The sequence below is a fragment of the Pseudomonas sp. LY-1 genome, assembly GCF_053502595.1.
Genome location: NZ_CP094353.1, coordinates 1,443,861 through 1,462,468, shown reverse-complemented (window position 1 = coordinate 1,462,468; position 18,608 = coordinate 1,443,861). Strand labels below are relative to the sequence as shown.

The following is an 18,608-nucleotide window of genomic DNA, read 5'->3' as shown; positions in this document are numbered from 1 at the left end:
CTCGAACGGGGCATTTTTTGCTCATAAGCGCAGGCTCACCCGGCGCGGCGCAGCAGCCAGAACCCGGCCAGGGCGCAGATCGCGGTCGGCACCAGCACCGCAAACAGCGGCGAGAAGCCGAACACCAGGCTCGACGGGCCAAGCAAATCCTGGGCAATACGGAAGGCAAAGCCCACCAGCACGCCGGTAAAGACCCGCTGACCGAGGGTCACGGAGCGCAACGGGCCGAAGATGAATGAGATCGCCATCAGCACCAGCGCGGCGGTGACCACCGGCTGCAGCACCTTGACCCAGAACGCCAGCCAGTAGCGACCGTTGCTCAGTCCCTGGTCCTTGAGGTAGTGGATATAGCTCCACAGCCCGGAGATCGGCAGGCTTTCCGGGATCATCACTACCGTATTGAGCAGTTCCGGCTTCAGGGCGATGTCCCATTGCTCGGTCGGCACATTGATCACTTCGGTGCTGGCCTTGGTGCCCTGGCCGACATTGCGGAAGTAGGTGGTGGTGACGTCGGTCAGTTGCCATTGCTCGGCGCTGTATTGGGCGCGCTTGGCGAAACTGGAGGACAACATGTGGCGTTCTTTGTCGAACGTGTAGCGCGTCACACCAATCAGCAGGCCGTCGGGCTGCACGGCGTTGATGTGGATGAATTCATCACCCTGACGGTGCCACAGGCCGTGCCTGGCGCTTTGCGCATCGCCCGAACCCTGGGCCAGGGCACGATTGGCCTGGGCAGTGGCTTCGGACGGTGGCGCCACGTACTCGCCGATCAGCACGCTGCACGCCATCAGCAACAGCATCGGTTTCATGACGGCCCAGACGATACGGCCGATGGAAACCCCGGCCGCACGCATGATGGTCAGTTCGCTGTTGCTGGCCAGGCTGCCGAGGCCGATCAGGCAGCCGATCAGCGCAGCCATCGGCATCATGTCGTAGAGACGACGCGGCGCGGTCAATGCCACGTAGCTCAGCACGTCCCACACGGTATACGTGTCGGTGACGTTACCCACTTCATCGATAAAGGCGAACAACGACGCCAACCCTAGAATGATGCCCAACACCGCCAGGATGGCGATCAGTACGCTGCTACCAATGTAGCGATCGAGCTTAGCCACGAGCCAACTCCTTCTGGCCACGACGGCTCTTCATTTTCAGACGGATAGGTTCCCAGTAGAGCAGCCCGAGGCCGATCATCAGGAAGACCCCGTGTACCCACCACAGGCCCAGCGTCGGTGACAGCTTGCCCTTTTCCAGGGAGCCACGGGCGGAGATCAGGATGGTCAGGTAGGCCATGTACAGCAGGATCGCCGGCAGCAGCTTGAGGAAGCGGCCCTGGCGCGGGTTGACGCGGGACAACGGCACGGCCATCAGGGTCACGATGAACACCAGCAACGGCAGGGAAATACGCCATTGCAGCTCGGCGATGGAGCGCAACTCCGTGCTGCCCAACAGCGCCTGGGTCGGGATCGCATCGCGGTCGGTGACCTCGTTGCTGATGTCCGGGCGGGCGAGCATCACGCCATAGGTGTCGTACTTGATGGCGCGGTAATCGGCCTGGCCGGGGCTGCCGTCATAGCGATAGCCGTTTTCCAGGATCAGGTATCGGCTGCCGTCGGGGCGCACTTCCTGGCGCCCGGAATCGGCGACCAGGACGGAGATGCCACGGTCTTTCTTGTCCTGCCCCAGGCGTTTCTCGGAGATGAACACCCCGCCGAGGTTGGCGCGGTCGTCAGTGAGGGTTTCGGTGTAGGTCACCCGTGTACCGTCACTGAGTGCCTGGAAGCGGCCCGGTTCGAGGGTGTCGAACTCGGTCATCGCGTCCTGTTTGTTCAGCACCAGTTCGAACTGCATGGCGCCCTGGGGGGCCAGGCTCAGGCTCAGCCAGGCGACGATCAGCGCCACGCCGGCGGCCGGGATCATGGTCATGCCCAGCAGGCGTTGCTGGCTCATGCCGGTGGCCGAGAGCACGGTCATTTCGCTTTCAAGGTACAGCCGGCCATAGGCCAGCAGAATCCCGAGGAACAGGCCCAACGGCAGGATCAGTTGCAAAAAGCCCGGCAGACGAAAGCCCATGATCAGGAACAGTGAGCCGGGGTCCAGAGCACCGGAAGCAGCCTGGGCCAGGTATTTGACGAAACGACCACTCATGATGATGACCAGCAATACCGCGCTCACGGCACTCAGGGTCAACAGGACTTCGCGGGACAGATAACGGAAGACAATCAAACCAGACACTCCAGGGTTGTCAGGCTAAGGCGGCCAAACAAGCAAGCATAACGAGTCGGCCCGTTTAAACAGGCCGGCTAAAAAGATTGCGCATTATCCTGTGATTGACCGCGCCTGTCACGGAGCTTACTCATGCGCGTACACAAAGCCTGCGGCAAGGGTTGTCAGGCTCCGCCGCCGAGGTTCAAACTGCGGCCTTTGTCGCTGGCGGTTTACACGGCTGCCAGGCTTTAAAAGCCGGAGCACACAGACTCCAGGCTCACAGACCTTTATAAGGGACCCGAACATGGAATTGGTTGTAAAAAGCGTTAGCCCCGAAACGTTGAAAACCGCCACCCTCGTGGTCGCTGTCGGCGAAGGCCGCAAGCTCGGCGTTGCGGCCAAACAACTCGACGAACTGAGCGGCGGCGCCATCAGCGCGGTCCTCAAGCGCGGCGACCTGGCCGGCAAGGTCGGCCAGAGCCTGCTGCTGCAAAGCCTGCCGAACCTGAAGGCCGAGCGCGTATTGCTGGTGGGCGTGGGCAAGGACGCCGAACTCGGCGACCGCCCGTTCCGCAAGATCATCAGCGGCATTCTCACCACCCTCAAGGGCCTGGGCGGCAGCGACGCGACGCTGGCACTCGATGAAATCGTGGTCAAGGGCCGTGACAGCTATGGCAAGACCCGCCTGCTGGCCGAAAGCCTGCTCGACGGCGGCTACATCTTCGAGCAGTTCAAGAGCCAGAAAGCCGAACCGCGTGCCTTGAAGAAAGTCACCCTGCTGACCATCAAGGCCGCCCAGGCCGAAGTCGAACGCGCCGTGAGCCACGCCCAGGCCATCGCCGCCGGCATGTCGTTCACCCGCGACCTCGGCAACCTGCCGCCGAACATCTGCCACCCGACCTACCTGGGCGAGCAGGCCAAGGCGCTGGGCAAGGAATTCAAAAGCCTGAAAGTCGAAGTGCTGGATGAGAAGAAGATCAAGGAACTGGGCATGGGCTCGTTCTATGCGGTCGGCCAGGGCAGCGACCAGCCGCCACGCCTGATCGTGATGCAATACAACGGCGGCAAGAAGGCCGAGAAGCCTTACGCCCTGGTCGGTAAAGGCATCACCTTCGACACCGGCGGCATCAGCCTCAAGCCGGGCCTGGGCATGGATGAGATGAAGTACGACATGGGCGGCGCCGCCAGCGTGTTCGGCACCCTGCGCGCGGTGCTGGAGCTCAAGCTGCCGATCAACCTGGTGTGCATCCTGGCCTGCGCCGAGAACATGCCGAGCGGCGGCGCGGCCCGTCCGGGCGATATCGTCACCACCCTGAGCGGCCAGACCGTCGAGATCCTCAACACCGACGCCGAAGGCCGCCTGGTGCTGTGCGATGCGCTGACCTACGCCGAACGCTTCAAGCCACAGGCGGTGATCGACATCGCCACCCTGACCGGTGCCTGCATCGTCGCCCTCGGCTCCCACACTTCGGGCCTGCTGGGCAACAACGACGAGTTGATCGAGCAACTGCTCAGCGCCGGCAAGGCCGCCGACGACCGCGCCTGGCAACTGCCGCTGTTCGATGAGTACCAGGAACAGCTGGACAGCCCATTCGCCGACATCGCCAACATCGGCGGCCCGAAAGCCGGCACCATCACTGCAGCCTGCTTCCTGTCGCGGTTCGCCAAGAACTTCAACTGGGCGCACCTGGACATCGCCGGCACCGCCTGGACCAGCGGCGGCAAGGACAAGGGCGCTACCGGCCGTCCGGTGCCTCTGCTGACCCAGTACCTGCTGGATCGCGCCAAGGCCTGAAAACCGTGACTCCGGGGCGGCGTTACCGCCGCCTCGGGCTCCAGGAACCGCAATGACCCAAGTTGACTTCTATATACTGCCCAGCGCCGATCCGCTCGCGCGCCTGGACTTTGCCTGCAAACTCACCGAAAAAGCCTGGCGCATGGGCCACCGCATCTACCTGCATTGCAGCGATGCCGCCCAACGCGACGAGCTCGACGCACGCCTGTGGCGCTTCAAGGGCGAAAGTTTCGTGCCCCACGGCCCCGCAGAAGCTGAACCCGACGGCCAGGTGGTCCTGGGCGTGGGCGACAGCTGCGGCGATCACCATGACCTGCTGGTCAACCTCGACCTGAAAGTCCCGGCCTTTGCCAAGGCGTTCGCCCGTGTGGCGGAAGTGGTGGTGGAAGATCCGGCTATTCGTCAGGCCGCGCGGGAGAGTTTCCGTTTCTATCGCGAACAGGGCTATCCTTTGCAGGATCACCGGCTACAACGACTTTGAGTGCATGATGGACACCCCGAACACGATAAAAAAAGACGGCCACCTGTTGGACGACCTGGAGTCGATCCGTCAGTTGCTGGGTGATGACAACCTTCAACCGCCGTTATTGACAGAAACCGTCAATGGCGACGTGCAGATCCCCTTGTTGTTCGACATGGTCGGCGCCAAGCCGGTTGAACCGCTCGAACCGCAACCTGCGCCGGCCCCACCGGTTGTCGAAGCGGCACCCGCTGCCGCGCCTGCCGAAAAAACCCCGGATGCCTTGCTGCTGCACCTGGACAACGAACTGCGCGCCGCCGCGCAACTGATCATGCAAGACGTGATCGACGACTTCGCCCCGCATATCGAAACCGAGATCAAGCGCCGGATGGATGCGCGGATGGAGCGGTTGCTCAGCCAGTACCAGAATTAGCGCCCCTGTAGGAGCGAGCTTGCTCGCGAAAATCGTCAATGATGGCGCGGACATCCTGAATGAACGCGCGGCCCTTCAGGTTTTCGCGAGCAAGCTCGCTCCTACCCCTCGCCCCTATCCCCCGTTATACTTGCCGGCTTTCCTGAATTAATGCCAACTAGGGTCCCGCCGCGCATGGATAAGACCTACCAGCCGCACGCTATTGAAACTTCCTGGTACCAGACCTGGGAGTCCGAGAATTATTTCGCCCCGCAAGGCGCGGGCGATTCCTACACCATCATGATTCCGCCACCGAACGTCACTGGCAGCCTGCACATGGGCCATGGCTTCAACAATGCGATCATGGATGCGTTGATCCGTTTCCGCCGCATGCAGGGCCGCAACACCCTGTGGCAACCGGGCACCGACCACGCCGGTATCGCCACGCAGATGCTGGTGGAGCGCCAACTCGAAGCCACCGGCCAGAGCCGTCACGACCTGGGCCGCGAGAAATTCCTGGAGAAAGTCTGGGAATGGAAGGATCAGTCCGGCGGCAACATCAGCCGTCAGATCCGTCGCCTGGGTTCGTCCGTCGACTGGAGCCGCGAGCGCTTCACCATGGACGACGGCCTGTCGGAAGCCGTGAAAGAAGCCTTCGTGCGTCTGCATGAAGACGGCCTGATCTACCGCGGCAAGCGCCTGGTCAATTGGGACACCAAGCTGCACACGGCGATTTCCGACCTCGAAGTGGAAAACCACGACGAGAAAGGCTTCCTGTGGAACCTCAAGTACCCGCTGGCTGACGGCGCCAAGACCGCTGAAGGCCACGACTACCTGATCGTCGCCACCACCCGTCCGGAAACCATGCTCGGCGATGCCGCCGTGGCCGTGAACCCGAACGATGAGCGCTATCAGGCCCTGATCGGCAAGTTCGTCGAGCTGCCGCTGGTCGGCCGCCGCATCCCGATCATCGCCGACGACTACTGCGACCCCGAATTCGGCACCGGCTGCGTGAAAATCACCCCGGCCCACGATTTCAACGACTACGAAGTCGGCAAGCGCCACAACCTGCCGCTGCTGAACATCTTCGACAAGAATGCCGCCGTACTGCCGGCCTGCCAGGTCTTCAATCTGGACGGCACGCTGAACGAGAGCATCGACGGCAAGATCCCGGCCGAATATGTCGGCCTCGACCGTTTCGAAGCGCGCAAGCAGATCGTTGCCGCCTTCGACGCCGCCGGCCTGCTGGTCAGCGTCGACGACCACAACCTGAAAGTGCCGAAGGGCGACCGCTCCGGCACCATCATCGAACCGTGGCTGACCGACCAGTGGTACGTGTCTACCAAGCCGCTGGCTGAGCCTGCGATTGCAGCCGTGGAAGATGGCCGCATCCAGTTCGTGCCTAAGCAGTATGAAAACATGTACTTCTCGTGGATGCGCGACATCCAGGACTGGTGCATCAGCCGTCAACTGTGGTGGGGCCACCGCATTCCGGCCTGGTACGACGAGTCGGGCAAGGTCTATGTCGGCCGCGACGAAGCCGAAGTGCGCGCCAAGCACAACCTCGGCCCGGACGTAGCGCTGCAGCAGGACAATGACGTACTGGACACCTGGTTCAGCTCGGGCCTGTGGACCTTCTCTACCCTGGGCTGGCCGCAGCAGACCGAGTTCCTGAAGACATTCCACTCCACCGACGTGCTGGTCACCGGCTTCGACATCATTTTCTTCTGGGTTGCCCGGATGATCATGCTGACCATGCACCTGGTGAAGAACGAAGACGGCACGCCGCAAGTACCGTTCAAGACCGTGTACGTCCATGGCCTGGTGCGTGATGGCCAGGGCCAGAAGATGTCCAAGTCCAAGGGCAACGTTCTGGACCCGCTGGACATCATCGACGGTATCGACCTGGAAACCCTGGTGCAGAAACGCACCTCGGGCCTGATGCAGCCGAAACTGGCGAAGAAGATCGAGAAGCAGACCCGCGACGAGTTCGCCGACGGCATCGCCAGCTACGGCACCGACGCCCTGCGCTTCACCTTCTGCTCGCTGGCGTCCACCGGTCGCGACATCAAGTTCGACATGGGCCGCGTCGAAGGCTATCGCAACTTCTGCAACAAGATCTGGAACGCGGCGCGCTACGTCCTGGATAAAGGCGAAGACTGCGGGCAGAACGGCGAAGAAGTCGAACTGACCCTGGCCGACCGCTGGATCATCTCGCAACTGCAGCGTACCGAAGCCGAAGTGACCCGCCAACTCGACCAGTTCCGTTTCGACCTGGCTGCACAGGCCTTGTACGAGTTCATCTGGAACCAGTATTGCGACTGGTACCTGGAACTGTCCAAGCCGGTGCTGTGGGACGAGAACGCGCCGATCGAACGCCAGCGCGGCACCCGTCGCACCCTGGTGCGCGTCCTCGAAGTGGCACTGCGCCTGGCGCACCCATTCATGCCGTTCATCACCGAAGAAATCTGGCAGCGCCTCGCGCCGCTGGCCGGTATCCAAGGCAAGACCATCATGCTGCAACCTTGGCCAGTGGCCAACGAAGCCCGCATCGATGAGGCTGCCGAAAGCGATATCGAATGGCTCAAGACCCTGATGCTCGGCACGCGCAACATCCGCGCCGAGATGAACATAGGCCCGGGCAAGCCACTGGCGGTGTTCGTGAAGAACGCCAGCGCCGAAGACCAGCGTCGTCTCAGCGAGAACGATGCGCTGCTCAAGAAGCTGGCCAAGCTCGAATCGATCACCGTATTGGCGGATGGCACCGAAGCGCCACTGTCGGCGACCGCACTGGTCGGCGACATGGAAGTGCTGGTGCCGATGGCCGGCCTGATCGACAAAGGCGCGGAACTGGCCCGTCTTGACAAGGAAATTGCACGCCTGCAAGGCGAAGTGCAGCGGGTCGGCGGCAAGCTGTCCAACGCGGCATTCGTCGACAAGGCACCGGCTGAAGTAATCGACAAAGAACGCGCCAAACTGGCCGAGGCCGAACAGGCCCTGGGCAAGCTGGCGGAGCAACATGCGCGGATTTCCAGCCTGTAAGGGCTAGCCGTGTGAAAAAAGAGACCTGCGGGTCTCTTTTTTTTTCCTTTGCAAACCCGATCAATATGGGAGGGGGATTGCCCCCTTCCACATTTGATCGAGTTGACCTCAGGATGTGTGACAATGCCCACCACTTTGAGCCAACACCAGAATCATCATGACCGCCCCCAGCACACCGAAACCTCCGCGCAAGAAGCCCAAGACCGCCACCACGGCCAAACCCGTCGTGCCGCGCAAAGAGGCCAGCCTGCACCCGCGCAACCGCCACCAGGGCCGTTACGACTTCCCGGCGCTGATCAAGACCACGCCGGAACTGGCGCAATTCGTGATCATCAACCCCTACGGCAAGGAAAGCATCGACTTCGCCAGCCCGGACGCCGTGCGCGTATTCAACCGGGCGCTGTTGAAGTCCTTCTATGGCGTGCAGCATTGGGACATCCCGGCGGATTACCTGTGCCCGCCGGTGCCGGGGCGTGCCGACTACGTCCACTTCCTCGCCGACCTGCTGGCCAGCGTCAATGACGGCGAAATTCCCCGCGGCGCGCCGGTCAAGGTGCTGGACATCGGCATGGGCGCCAACTGCGTCTACCCGCTGATCGGCTACAGCGAATACCGCTGGCACTTCCTCGGTTCGGAAGTCGACCCTACTGCCGTCGCCGCCGCCAAGGCCATCGTGCAGTCCAACGGTCTGAACAAGGCGATCCAGCTACGCCAGCAAAGCAACCCCAAACAGATCCTGCTGGGCCTGCTGGAACCGGGCGAGCGCTTTGACCTGACCATGTGCAACCCGCCGTTCCACGCGTCCATGGACGAGGCCACCAAAGGCAGCGAACGCAAATGGCGCGCCCTGGGCAAGGCTGACCCAAAACGCAAGTTGCCGGTGCTGAACTTCGGCGGCCAATCGGCCGAACTGTGGTGTGAAGGCGGTGAAGCGCGCTTCGTGACGCAATTGATCGCCGAGAGCGCGCACTTTGCCCACAAGGTGTTGTGGTTCAGCACCCTGGTGTCGAAAGCCTCGAACCTGCCCGCGATCGAGACCGCGCTGAGAAAAGCCGGCGTGCTGCAAAGCCAGGTGGTGGAAATGTCCCAGGGCCAGAAACAGAGCCGCTTTGTCGCCTGGACCTTCCAGACCCCGTCCGAGCAGCAGGTATGGCGCCAGCGCTGGGCGCGCAAAGACTGAGCCTAAATCCCGGGCAACAAAAAACCGTGCCCGGATCGCTCCGGCGCACGGTTTTTTTTGCTGCGTCTTACTTGTTAACAGCGTCGGTCAGGCCTTTGGCCACAACCAGCTTGATAACTTTCTTGGCAGCGATTTCGATGGCAGCGCCAGTCGAAGGGTTACGGCCAGTACGGGCAGGACGCTCGGTCACTTTCAGTTTGCCAACGCCTGGCAGAGTGATTTCGCCGCCGTTTTCCAGCTGATCAGCAACAACTTGGCTCAGTTGGTCCAGCAGAGCGCGCACGGTGGTTTTCGGTGCGTCTACTGCTTCAGCCAGGTCAGCGATCAGTTGGTCTTTAGTAATAGCCATTGTGGTGTTCCTTCCCTATCAAATTCATATGGATTGCAGAGTGCAGTGTCAGCCGTCGAGCCCGACCGTCAAGGCCTGGCATCCCCGGCTATAACCTCGGAGATCGGGGTTATAGATGCTTGAAACGAGGATTGGTTCGACCTGACAAATACTGAATGCACGCTTAACGCCGAGTCTTGGGCGTAAGACCGGGCAAAACTAGCACAGAGACGGGGAAATATCCGCTTCTACCTACCCATTTGGTCAGCTTTATCGCTCTAAACCGTGAAAAAAAGGCATATGGCCCGTCGGAGGCCTTCCAAAACACCTTCAAAGCACGTCTTGGCCAATGGGTGCGGTACACTGGGCGACTTTTCGGGGAGGCCAACCGCTCCCCTATCAACCAGCCGAGAAGCCTATGCCGATCCGTCATTGCATCGTCCACCTGATCGACAAAAAACCCGACGGCACACCCGCAGTTCTCCACGCCCGCGACTCCGAACTTGCCGAGTCGGCCGCGATCGAGAACATGCTTGCCGACCTCAACGAGAGCTACAACGCCAAACAAGGCAAGGCCTGGGGTTTCTTCCATGCCGAGTCGGGCGCGCACCCGTTCAGCGGCTGGTTGAAGGAGTATTTCGACGGGGGCCAGGATTTCACCACGTTCAGCCGCACCGCCGTCGAACACCTGCAGAAGCTGATGGAAGAGTCCAACCTGTCCACCGGCGGCCACGTGCTGTTTGCCCACTACCAGCAAGGCATGACCGACTACCTGGCCATCGCCCTGCTGCACCACAGCGAAGGCGTGGCGGTCACCGACGAACTGGACGTAACGCCATCGCGCCACCTGGACCTGGGCCAGTTGCACCTGGCGGCGCGGATCAACGTGTCCGAGTGGCAGAACAACAAGCAGTCCAAGCAGTACATCTCGTTCATCAAGGGCAAGAACGGCAAGAAAGTCTCGGAGTACTTCCGCGACTTCATCGGCTGCCAGGAAGGCGTCGACGGCCCGGGCGAAACGCGCACCCTGCTCAAGGCGTTCAGCGACTTCGTTGAAAGCGAGGACCTGCCGGACGAAACCGCCCGCGAAAAGACCAAGACCCTGGTGGACTACGCCAGCAGCCAGGCCAAGCTCGGCGAGCCGATGGGCCTGGAAGAACTGTCGGGTCTGATCGATGAAGATCGGCCTAAGGCGTTTTATGACCACATCCGCAACAAGGACTATGGGCTGTCGCCGGAGATCCCGGCCGACAAACGCACCCTCAACCAGTTCCGCCGCTTCACCGGACGCGCCGAAGGGCTGTCGATCAGCTTTGAAGCGCACCTGCTGGGCGACAAGATCGAGTACGACGAAGCCGCCGGCACCTTGATCATCAAGGGCCTGCCGACCCAACTGACCGACCAGCTCAAGCGCCGCAACTGATGCTCGGCGGGGTCCTCAAAAAAGTCCTGCTGGTGTTGCTGGTGGTGGTGGCGATCCAGAACTGGGGCAAGGTCGAACGGCTGTTCAACCCGTCCCAGGTGGTCCCGGAGCAAACGCGGGCTTCGGCGCGCGTGGTGCTCTACTCCACCGAGTGGTGTGGCTACTGCAAACAGATCCGCCGCTTCCTCGACCAGAAAGGCATTCCGTACCAGGCGCTCGATATCGAAAAAGACGCCCAGGCGCGCAAGGCCTATGAAGCGTTGGGCGGCGGCGGGATTCCGTTCGTGGACGTGAATGGCACGTTGATTCGCGATTACAGCCCCGAGAAGATCATGGCGGCGCTGAAGTAACCTATCGATCAACTGCAGGCGAGCAAGCCCGCCCGCATCGACGCGAGAGTCCGCTTAGAAATTCGCCTCCAACGACACCATCGCCGTACGCTCCTCACCGACGTTGTAGTACGCCGTGCTCGCCCCCAGACCGTTGACCGGTGCCGAGTTGAACGAGACTGTGCGTACCGAACTCAGGTACTCCTTGTCGAACACGTTGAGCATCGAAAAGCGCAGGGCCGCCGACTTGATGACCTTCTTGTCCACCGGCAAATAAATACCTGCGTTGAGGTCAAATACCGTGCGCCCGTCGATTTTTTCGTTGTTGGTCAAATCGCCATAGAAACTGCCCACGTATTTACCGGCGATGTTGCCGTAGAAACGTGAGTCGTCATATCCGAACACCAGGTTGAACATGTTTTTCGGCACGTTCGCCAGTTGCTTGCCCGAAGTCGGCAGCAATGCGTTCTTGCTGACAAAGTCGTCTTGCTGTTCAGACTGGGTGTAGGTGTAGGAGGCGTAGTAGTTGAAATTGTGCGGCAACAAACCACTCCACTCCAACTCCAGCCCCTTGTTATTGACGCTGCCGACGTTGGCCATCACGAAGTCACCGTTCAGGTCGGTGGTCGACAGCTGGCGGTCTTTGAAGGTGATGTAGAACAGCGTTGCGCTCAACGCCATGGCATCTTCGGTGTAGCGCCAGCCCAGTTCCTGGTTCCAGCTCAATTCAGGCTTGAGACTCAGGGAGTCACCTTTGTTGTACAGCACATAGTTAGGCGGTGTACGCATATTACGTGTGACGTTGTAGAACGCCTGGTTGCTGTCATCGACCTGGTATTTGGCGCTGAAGTTGGGCAAGAACTGATGGTAGCGCGCGTTCCTTTTCTCCGGTTTGTCGTACAGGCTGCCCAGGTTGTTGCCGTCACGCTCGACGTACTGATAGGCCAGACCACCGACAAAACTCAAGTCCGGTGTGGCTTGCCAGTTGTCCTGAACCCATAGTTTCTGCGCTGGGGTGACGGTGTAGTAGTGACGGCCTTGGACGGTTTTACCGTTCTTGTCGACGACTTGGCCACCGTCGTTGTAGTCACCCCACACATCATCGGGTGCGCCCTCGCTATTGATCCCGATAAATGGCTGAGTCTGGCGCTGGCGAGCACGTTCATACCAGTAACCGTAGTCCAGGCTATGTTGTTCGTTGATGTCCCATTTCAATTTCGCGGTAACGCCGGGGCGCCAGGTCTCGGTCCATGAGGGGCGGTAGTAGTTAGCCGATTTGAGATTGCTCAGGTCGTAGTTGCCGCCCTTATCCGAGCGGGGTCCCAGGTTCGAAGCGGTCTGGCCGCTGAAACTGCCTCCGTTGGACCAGTAGTAATAAGGTGTGACCGTCAGCAATAGGTCATCACGCAGACGCCAGCGCTGGGTGAGCGTCGCATTGACGCTTTCGAATGGGTTGCGGTTGAGTTTGTAGGATGCTGACAACAGCCCCGACTTGTAAATTGGCGTCTCGGGGTAATCTTTACGCCGCCCCTCTTGCTCGAACTGCGCCTTGCTCAAGCTGTTGTAGTTGTAGTTTTCCTGATTGTTGTACTTCAGCGTGGCAAGGGTCGAGTTGCCGCTGTCATCTTCGAACAAGCCGCTCCACTCGACTTTGTCACTGCGTAAGGTGCCTTTGCCACGCCACTTGTCGCCCTCCAGGTGGGAGGCCGACACCCAACTCTTGAAACCGCCCAGCTCGCCGGTATTGACCCGCGCAAAGGTCTTACGCAAGTCATTGGCGCCGATGGTCTGTTTGATGAAGGCCCCCGACTCTTTGGTCGGCCGCAGGGTGATCATGCCGATGTTGCCGCCACTGGAACCAATGTGCGGGCCGTCGGCTTCCGAAGAGCCCTGAGTCGCAAACACTTCGGCGAGGTTTTCCGAGTCCCCCATCTGGTTGGAATAGACGCCATAGCTACCCGAGTCGTTGATCGGCACGCCGTCGACGGAAACCCCGACTTGATCGGAGTTCATACCGCGCATGGTGAAATTGGTGCCGCTGGTACCGCTCGCGTCATCGCTGGAAACGTTGATCCCCGGCGTGTACTTGAGCTTGTCGATGGCGTTGGCCGTCGGCGACATTTCGTCCATGGCCTCCTTGGTTACCGTCGACCGCGCCTTGGCGCTTTCCTCTCGAATCATGTGGCCATTGCCGAGGTTTTGTTTGCCGGTGATATTCACCAAACCGACATCCTGGGCGTCGTCCGCCAGAATCAGCGGCGCAAAGCCGCCCAAGCCCGATGCTAAAAGCAGGGCATAAAGATTGTTGTAGTTCACGTGTAGATCCTTTACCTGCATTGTTCTGTTATATGAGGGCAGTTGCGTCGGAACCGGGATGACAGGCGACGCTTATCTTCCTGACCACTTGCTCAGGAACCAGGGGATGATCCACACCGCGTGTAACCGTTTGGTGACAGGTTTTGGCGATTGGAATGAAGGTTCAGTGAAAGGCCGCCAGGCACTGGTTTGCAGATGTCTGGCTGGAAAGGGGTGGGGGAATACCGGAAAAGCGCGGTCCGACGTGTACCTAACGCACCACGATCAGCCGCCCCAGCAGCGTGTGCTGCTCGAACCCCAGCACCGCTTGCAAGCCATTCAGCACGGCTAGCGGATCGTTGCTCGGGAAGCTGCCGCTGACACGCCGGGAGCCCACTTCGTCGTTGAGCAGCAGGATGCGCCCAGGGTAGTAACGCTGCAGATCCTCGATCACCTCGGCCAGCGGTGCCTTGTAGTAGTTGAGCCAGCCGTCGCGCCAGGCCAGGCGTGATTCGCTGTCGACCGCGTGCAGGGGCTCGGCCACGCCCTCGGCGTAGCTCATTTGCTGGCCCGCCGTAAGAATTTGCTGCGCACCCTGCTTGGCCGGCGTGACGCCGACCCGCCCCGACAACACCGTCACCTGCGCGCCCGCCGGTTGCAGGCGCACTTCGAACTGCGTGCCCAGCACCCGTGTTTCACCACTGCCCGCGCCCACCACAAATGCCGCGCCGGTGTGAGTCACGCTGAAAAAGCCCGCGCCGCGCCGCAGTTGGACATGCCGCTCACCCTGGCTGAAATCCACGGCGATGGCGCTGTCGGCATCCAGGGTGACGCGGGATTGATCGGCCAGGGTCACGGTTTTCACCTCGCCCGGCGCCGTCACGTAGTCCGCCCCCAGGTCATCGACCCAGCGCGACGGTTGCCAGCCGCCGCCCATGCACACCATCAACACCAGGCACGCGGCCAGGGCCAGGGCGCCCACCCCGCGCATGGCCCGTGAGCGCTGCGAGGTGTGCATCGCATTCAGGTAGCCCTGTAAGGCCAACGCGTCTTCGTCCGCCAGTTTACGCGCCGGCACTTCGCTCAACTCCCATAGCACCTGGGCCTGGGAATAGGCCTCGACGTGTGCCGGATCAGCCCGCAGCCAAAGGCTGAAGGTGGCCTGGTCGCCGCTGCTGGGCTGGTCGTGCAACAGGCTCAGCCAGGCCAGTGCGGCCTGTTGCTGGTCGGGCGTCGGGGTGACGTTCACGGTGCTTTCCCTGGCGTGCGTGGAGGCGATGGCTCGCGAAGGCTGGCTTTGCAGGCTTCGAGGGCACGCATCATATGTTTTTCCACGGCACTTTGGGACAGCCCCATGGCCTTGGCGATTTGCGCGTATTTGCGGCCATGGATGCGGTTGAGCAGGAAGATCTGGCGGGTGCGCTCGGGCAAGCTGCGCAAGGCCGCCTCGACGTGGCGCAAGTCGTTGCCGGCCTCCAGTGCAGCCTGGGGTTCGGAGCCTTGATTGTCCTGCTGCTCGGGCAACCAGCCTTCGTTGCTGCGCACCCGCGCGCCTTCGCTGCGCAGGTGGTCGATGGCGATATTGCCGGCGCAGCGCAGCAGGTACGTGCTGAGTTCTTCGACCTGCACCAGCGGCCGGCGCCAGAAGCGCAGGAACAAGTCCTGCACCAGGTCGGCTGCAGTGGCACGACAGCCCACGCGCCGGCTGACCAGCGCTTCCATCTGCGAACGCTGGGACAAAAACACCTGCAGGAAATGCGCGCGCCCACCCGCCGCGTCCGCGTGCGGGCTGTCCTGGGGTTCCGGTGGCGTACTGATCATCATGCGCGGCTCACAGGGTGGCAAAGGCTGCGACGGGACCGGCCAGCAGGCCGACGCCCGCCAGGCTCAAGGCCAACCTCGGCCAATACGGCAACAGCAGCACCAGCAGCAGCGCGCTGAGCATCAACACCGCGCACCACTCCACCAGGCCTTGGGCCCACCCCGAGGCAGCCACCGCTGGCCAGATCGATAGCGTCAAGCCCCCCCCACCGACCGCGCGCAACCCCAGGCGGCGGCGCGGCGACGGCTTGCTGCGCAGCAGTTCGCCATGGTGACGGTCGGTGGACAGGCATAGTGCGGTGAACCCGACGTAGCACATCAGCCATGCAAGCAGCATTCAATGCGCCTCCGGTTTGAGAGTGAGCGCGCGCGCCCGTTCGGCCTTGGGCTGGGGCGCCGTGCGGTGGTGCATCTTCCAGGCGGCCCAGGCGAGGAATACACCGCTGCCCAGGCACGTCAGGTCGAAGCCGGCCATGGCCCAGTCGCCCGTCGCCAGTGACACGCCCAAGTGGTGCGAGGTGGTCAGCGCGTTGAGCGCAGGGATCGCGCCAAACAACAGCGCGCCAACGCTCAGTTGCTCGACCCAGGCCTGGCGCCCTCGGCGCAGCATGGCGTGCAACAGGCTCAGGCCCCACGCGATAAAGAACATTTGCACTTCCCAGTCGGCGCGCTGGGCGAAGCTCACCGGCAACAAACGGTTGGCCCAGAAGAACGCCGCGATGGCGATCAACAACCCGGACATGCTGGCAATATTGAGCACTTCGACCAGGCGCAGCTCAAACGGCATGCCGCCGGTTTTGGCGTGCTTGAGCTGGCGCTTGCCGAGCCAGATCACCAGGCCGGTGCCGATCATCGCGGTGCCCGCCAGCCCACAGATAAAGTACAGCCAGCGCAACACCGGGCCGGCGAAACGGCCCATGTGCAGGCCATAGAAACTGCCACCGATCGCCGCCGGCAGCGATTGCTCGGCGCTGACCCGCAGCCGCTCGCCGGTACTGCCGTTGAACGACACGGTGCTGCCGAAATCATGCACCACGCGGTCGGCGCCGGCGCGGACCACATTGACCGAGGCATTCGCATCACTCGGATTATTCACCACCAAGCGCCCGACATGCCCGCCCGCCCACTGCGCCCGCGCCTGTTCGTACATCGGCAGCAACGGCAACAATGTGCCGGGCTGGCCCAGCGCCGGGGCGTTGTCGGTGGCGGGGAACACCTCGTTGAAGAAGGCCCGGCTGTCGTTGCCGTAAGAGGCCACGATCGGGGCCGGCATGACCATGCTCATGAAGATCACAAGGCTGCTGTAGGTGATCATCAAATGAAACGGCAGCACCAGCACGCCCACGGCGTTATGCCCGTCGAGCCAGGAGCGCTGGCCCTTGCGGGGGCGGAAGGTGAAGAAGTCCTTGAAGATTTTTTTGTGGGTGATGATGCCGGTGATCAACGCGACCAACATCACCATCGCGGCGAAGGTGGATAACCAGCGGCCCCAGGGGTACGGCATTTGCAGCTGGAAGTGGAAGCGATAGAAGAACTCGCCGCCCATGCTTTCGCGGGCTTGCACGGCTTGGCCGCTGACCGGGTCGAGGACTTTCTGGATGAAGTTGCCGCGTTTGCCCGGGTCGACCTTGTCTTGCCACATCACCGACAGGCCTGGGTCGCGGCTGTTCGGCAAGGTGATAATCCAGCGCGCGGCGGTGGGCGCCTGCTGCTGCAGGTAGGCTTGGGCCACCGCGAGGCTGCGCCCATCGTCCAACGGCCTGGCCTGCACTTCGGGCTGGGTCCAATGGCTGATTTCATCCTTGAAATACGACAAGGTGCCCGTCAGGAAAATCGCAAACAGCAGCCAGCCAAAGATCAGTCCGGCCCAAGTGTGCAACCAGGCCATGGCCTGGCGGAATCCTTCTTTCATGTGCGTGCCATCCATACACCCACACCTGCCAGGGTCGCGAACAACGCGCTCGGCAGCATCACGCCACACCAGGCACGCCATGCCGTGCGGCAGGCAAAGCACCACAGCACCGCCAACAGGTAGAACACAAACGAACTCATCATCCCGGTGATCACTGCGTCGGCGCGGGACGTGGGCAGCCACAGCGCCAGGCAGACGGCGGCCAGAGACGCCATCAGATAGCCGCCGACCACAGCGGCCAATGCGCGTGACGTGACAGCGAGGCGGTAAGCGGCGGGAAGCGAGGTTTTGCTTTTCATGCGGGGAGCGCCAGGTTCATCAGAGCGCAATATTAATGATAAATATTCTCATAAGCAAAAGAGAACGAATGAATCACCTGCTCGAAGGCGTAGATCTAGCTGCCCGCCAGGCAACTCGGGGTGCCCGCGACCAGGGCGTCGATGGCGCAGCGCGTCTTGGCCGGCATGTGCGCCGCGGTGGGCCAGATCACATGAATCGGCGCGGGTTGCTCACGGTAGCTCGGCAGTACCGCTTCCAGCTGCCCGCGCAGCACATAGTGCGCGATCAGCCAGCTCGGCAACCAGGCCAGGCCCACGCCAGCGATGGCGGCATCGGCCACGGCCTGGAGGTCGTCCATCATCAGCGGCGAGGCGACCCGCGCACGGTGCGGGCGGCCTTGGGCATCATTGAGTTCCCACTCCAGGCGCGGCGCATTGCAGTGGTAGGCAATGCCGCGGTGCCCGGCCAAATCTTCGAGACACTCGATTCGACCGACGCGGCGCAAATACGCCGGCGCCGCCGCCAGGCCGATGGCCTGTTCGCCCAGGCGCCGGGCGCTCAAGCGGTCGGTGTCGGGTAACGCGCCGATTCGCACCGCCAGGTCGAAGCCTTCCTGGGCCACGTCGATCAGCCGGTCAGAAAACGAAATATCAATCTCCAACTGCGCAAAACGGTCCAGCAAACCCCACAACGCCGGCGCCGCGTAGTGATGCCCGAAAGCCAGCGGCAAGCTCGCCCTCAAGCGCCCGCGAGGCTGCTGCCGACCGCTTTCGAGCACGGATTCGGCCGCTTCCAGCTCGGCCAGCGCGCGCAGGCAATGCTCGTAATAAGCCTGCCCGTCCTCAGTCAACCGCTGGCGGCGGGTGGAGCGCTGCAACAGGCACGTGCCCAGGCGCGCCTCGAGGCGCGCCAAGCCTTTGCCCACAGCCGAACGGGTGAGGTTCAGCCGTTCGGCGGCTTCGGTCAGGTTGCCGCTCTCGACGATCTGCAGAAAGAGTTCAACGCCATCAAAACGTGGGGTGGCCATGCTGTAATTGTCGCCTTTGATTCCCTGATTTAAGGAAAATTTGTCACGAATAAAGAATCTGATTCCCGCGAGAATGACACGCTCCACCTCTCGAAAG

At 61.8% G+C, this 18,608-nt stretch carries 17 protein-coding genes; 7 read left to right on the top strand and 10 right to left on the bottom strand.

Annotated elements, in window-relative coordinates; all coding sequences use genetic code 11:
* Positions 1-35: 35 nt before the first annotated feature.
* Positions 36-1,115: an LPS export ABC transporter permease LptG gene (gene lptG / locus MOQ67_RS06700; RefSeq protein WP_017844541.1), complete on the bottom strand. Its 1,080-nt coding sequence runs from the start codon at positions 1,113-1,115 to the stop codon at positions 36-38.
* Positions 1,108-2,226, bottom strand: a complete 1,119-nt coding sequence (lptF, locus tag MOQ67_RS06695; protein ID WP_017844540.1) for an LPS export ABC transporter permease LptF — start codon at positions 2,224-2,226, stop codon at positions 1,108-1,110. The genes lptG and lptF overlap by 8 nt, the downstream gene beginning before the upstream one ends.
* 286 nt (positions 2,227-2,512) lie before the next feature.
* Here lptF and MOQ67_RS06690 point away from each other — a divergent pair, with 286 nt between their 5' ends.
* The 5 genes from MOQ67_RS06690 (at position 2,513) to rlmF (ending at position 9,097) form a co-directional block, all read left to right on the top strand.
* On the top strand, positions 2,513-4,003 hold the full coding sequence (locus MOQ67_RS06690) for a leucyl aminopeptidase (RefSeq protein ID WP_046488603.1): 1,491 nt from the start codon (positions 2,513-2,515) through the stop codon (positions 4,001-4,003).
* Between the two features lie 52 nt (positions 4,004-4,055).
* The gene (locus MOQ67_RS06685) at positions 4,056-4,484 is read left to right on the top strand and encodes a DNA polymerase III subunit chi (RefSeq protein WP_017844538.1); all 429 of its coding nucleotides are present in this window, start codon (positions 4,056-4,058) and stop codon (positions 4,482-4,484) included.
* 7 nt (positions 4,485-4,491) lie between these two features.
* Positions 4,492-4,896: a hypothetical protein gene (locus MOQ67_RS06680; RefSeq protein ID WP_017844537.1), complete on the top strand. Its 405-nt coding sequence runs from the start codon at positions 4,492-4,494 to the stop codon at positions 4,894-4,896.
* Positions 4,897-5,070: 174 nt separating this feature from the next.
* Complete coding sequence (locus tag MOQ67_RS06675) at positions 5,071-7,917, top strand: valine--tRNA ligase (RefSeq protein ID WP_448675886.1); 2,847 nt, start codon at positions 5,071-5,073, stop codon at positions 7,915-7,917.
* A 157-nt stretch (positions 7,918-8,074) separates the two neighbouring features.
* Entirely contained in the window at positions 8,075-9,097 is a 1,023-nt protein-coding gene (gene rlmF, locus MOQ67_RS06670; protein ID WP_079442914.1) for a 23S rRNA (adenine(1618)-N(6))-methyltransferase RlmF, read from the top strand.
* 67 nt (positions 9,098-9,164) lie between these two features.
* Here the strand turns inward: rlmF and MOQ67_RS06665 are convergent, their stop codons facing one another.
* Positions 9,165-9,446, bottom strand: a complete 282-nt coding sequence (locus MOQ67_RS06665) for an HU family DNA-binding protein (protein WP_003188840.1) — start codon at positions 9,444-9,446, stop codon at positions 9,165-9,167.
* A gap of 397 nt (positions 9,447-9,843) precedes the next feature.
* Between MOQ67_RS06665 and yejK the strand changes: the two genes are divergently transcribed.
* Complete coding sequence (gene yejK, locus MOQ67_RS06660; RefSeq protein WP_017844533.1) at positions 9,844-10,848, top strand: nucleoid-associated protein YejK; 1,005 nt, start codon at positions 9,844-9,846, stop codon at positions 10,846-10,848.
* Entirely contained in the window at positions 10,848-11,198 is a 351-nt protein-coding gene (locus MOQ67_RS06655; RefSeq protein WP_017844532.1) for a glutaredoxin family protein, read from the top strand. The genes yejK and MOQ67_RS06655 overlap by 1 nt, the downstream gene beginning before the upstream one ends.
* 54 nt (positions 11,199-11,252) lie before the next feature.
* On the opposite strand, the gene MOQ67_RS06650 is transcribed toward MOQ67_RS06655, so the two are convergent.
* The 7 genes from MOQ67_RS06650 to MOQ67_RS06620 form a co-directional block, all read right to left on the bottom strand.
* Positions 11,253-13,493 (bottom strand): TonB-dependent receptor, encoded by a 2,241-nt coding sequence (locus MOQ67_RS06650; RefSeq protein WP_102617536.1) that lies wholly within the window; start codon positions 13,491-13,493, stop codon positions 11,253-11,255.
* A 250-nt stretch (positions 13,494-13,743) separates the two neighbouring features.
* Complete coding sequence (locus MOQ67_RS06645; protein WP_448675885.1) at positions 13,744-14,721, bottom strand: FecR family protein; 978 nt, start codon at positions 14,719-14,721, stop codon at positions 13,744-13,746.
* Positions 14,718-15,296, bottom strand: a complete 579-nt coding sequence (locus tag MOQ67_RS06640) for an RNA polymerase sigma factor (RefSeq protein ID WP_017844530.1) — start codon at positions 15,294-15,296, stop codon at positions 14,718-14,720. The genes MOQ67_RS06645 and MOQ67_RS06640 overlap by 4 nt, the downstream gene beginning before the upstream one ends.
* A gap of 7 nt (positions 15,297-15,303) precedes the next feature.
* A complete protein-coding gene (locus MOQ67_RS06635) occupies positions 15,304-15,630 on the bottom strand; it encodes a DUF3325 domain-containing protein (RefSeq protein ID WP_108525912.1) in 327 nt (108 codons plus the stop codon).
* Entirely contained in the window at positions 15,631-17,205 is a 1,575-nt protein-coding gene (locus tag MOQ67_RS06630; RefSeq protein WP_128191562.1) for a PepSY domain-containing protein, read from the bottom strand.
* Complete coding sequence (locus MOQ67_RS06625; protein WP_046384598.1) at positions 17,202-17,504, bottom strand: DUF3649 domain-containing protein; 303 nt, start codon at positions 17,502-17,504, stop codon at positions 17,202-17,204. The genes MOQ67_RS06630 and MOQ67_RS06625 overlap by 4 nt, the downstream gene beginning before the upstream one ends.
* Positions 17,505-17,599: 95 nt before the next feature.
* The gene (locus MOQ67_RS06620; protein WP_448675884.1) at positions 17,600-18,511 is read right to left on the bottom strand and encodes a LysR family transcriptional regulator; all 912 of its coding nucleotides are present in this window, start codon (positions 18,509-18,511) and stop codon (positions 17,600-17,602) included.
* Positions 18,512-18,608: the final 97 nt, after the last annotated feature.

What these genes read in the sequence shown, in the direction of transcription:
- MOQ67_RS06680 (WP_017844537.1), top strand. Translation starts at nt 4,492, where the DNA reads ATGGACACCCCGAACACGATAAAAAAAGACGGCCACCTGTTGGACGAC.
- yejK (WP_017844533.1), top strand. Translation starts at nt 9,844, where the DNA reads ATGCCGATCCGTCATTGCATCGTCCACCTGATCGACAAAAAACCCGAC.
- MOQ67_RS06685 (WP_017844538.1), top strand. Translation starts at nt 4,056, where the DNA reads ATGACCCAAGTTGACTTCTATATACTGCCCAGCGCCGATCCGCTCGCG.
- MOQ67_RS06675 (WP_448675886.1), top strand. Translation starts at nt 5,071, where the DNA reads ATGGATAAGACCTACCAGCCGCACGCTATTGAAACTTCCTGGTACCAG.
- rlmF (WP_079442914.1), top strand. Translation starts at nt 8,075, where the DNA reads ATGACCGCCCCCAGCACACCGAAACCTCCGCGCAAGAAGCCCAAGACC.
- MOQ67_RS06625 (WP_046384598.1), bottom strand. Translation starts at nt 17,504, where the DNA reads ATGAAAAGCAAAACCTCGCTTCCCGCCGCTTACCGCCTCGCTGTCACG.
- MOQ67_RS06620 (WP_448675884.1), bottom strand. Translation starts at nt 18,511, where the DNA reads ATGGCCACCCCACGTTTTGATGGCGTTGAACTCTTTCTGCAGATCGTC.
- MOQ67_RS06630 (WP_128191562.1), bottom strand. Translation starts at nt 17,205, where the DNA reads ATGAAAGAAGGATTCCGCCAGGCCATGGCCTGGTTGCACACTTGGGCC.
- MOQ67_RS06635 (WP_108525912.1), bottom strand. Translation starts at nt 15,630, where the DNA reads ATGCTGCTTGCATGGCTGATGTGCTACGTCGGGTTCACCGCACTATGC.
- MOQ67_RS06640 (WP_017844530.1), bottom strand. Translation starts at nt 15,296, where the DNA reads ATGATGATCAGTACGCCACCGGAACCCCAGGACAGCCCGCACGCGGAC.
- MOQ67_RS06655 (WP_017844532.1), top strand. Translation starts at nt 10,848, where the DNA reads ATGCTCGGCGGGGTCCTCAAAAAAGTCCTGCTGGTGTTGCTGGTGGTG.
- MOQ67_RS06690 (WP_046488603.1), top strand. Translation starts at nt 2,513, where the DNA reads ATGGAATTGGTTGTAAAAAGCGTTAGCCCCGAAACGTTGAAAACCGCC.
- MOQ67_RS06665 (WP_003188840.1), bottom strand. Translation starts at nt 9,446, where the DNA reads ATGGCTATTACTAAAGACCAACTGATCGCTGACCTGGCTGAAGCAGTA.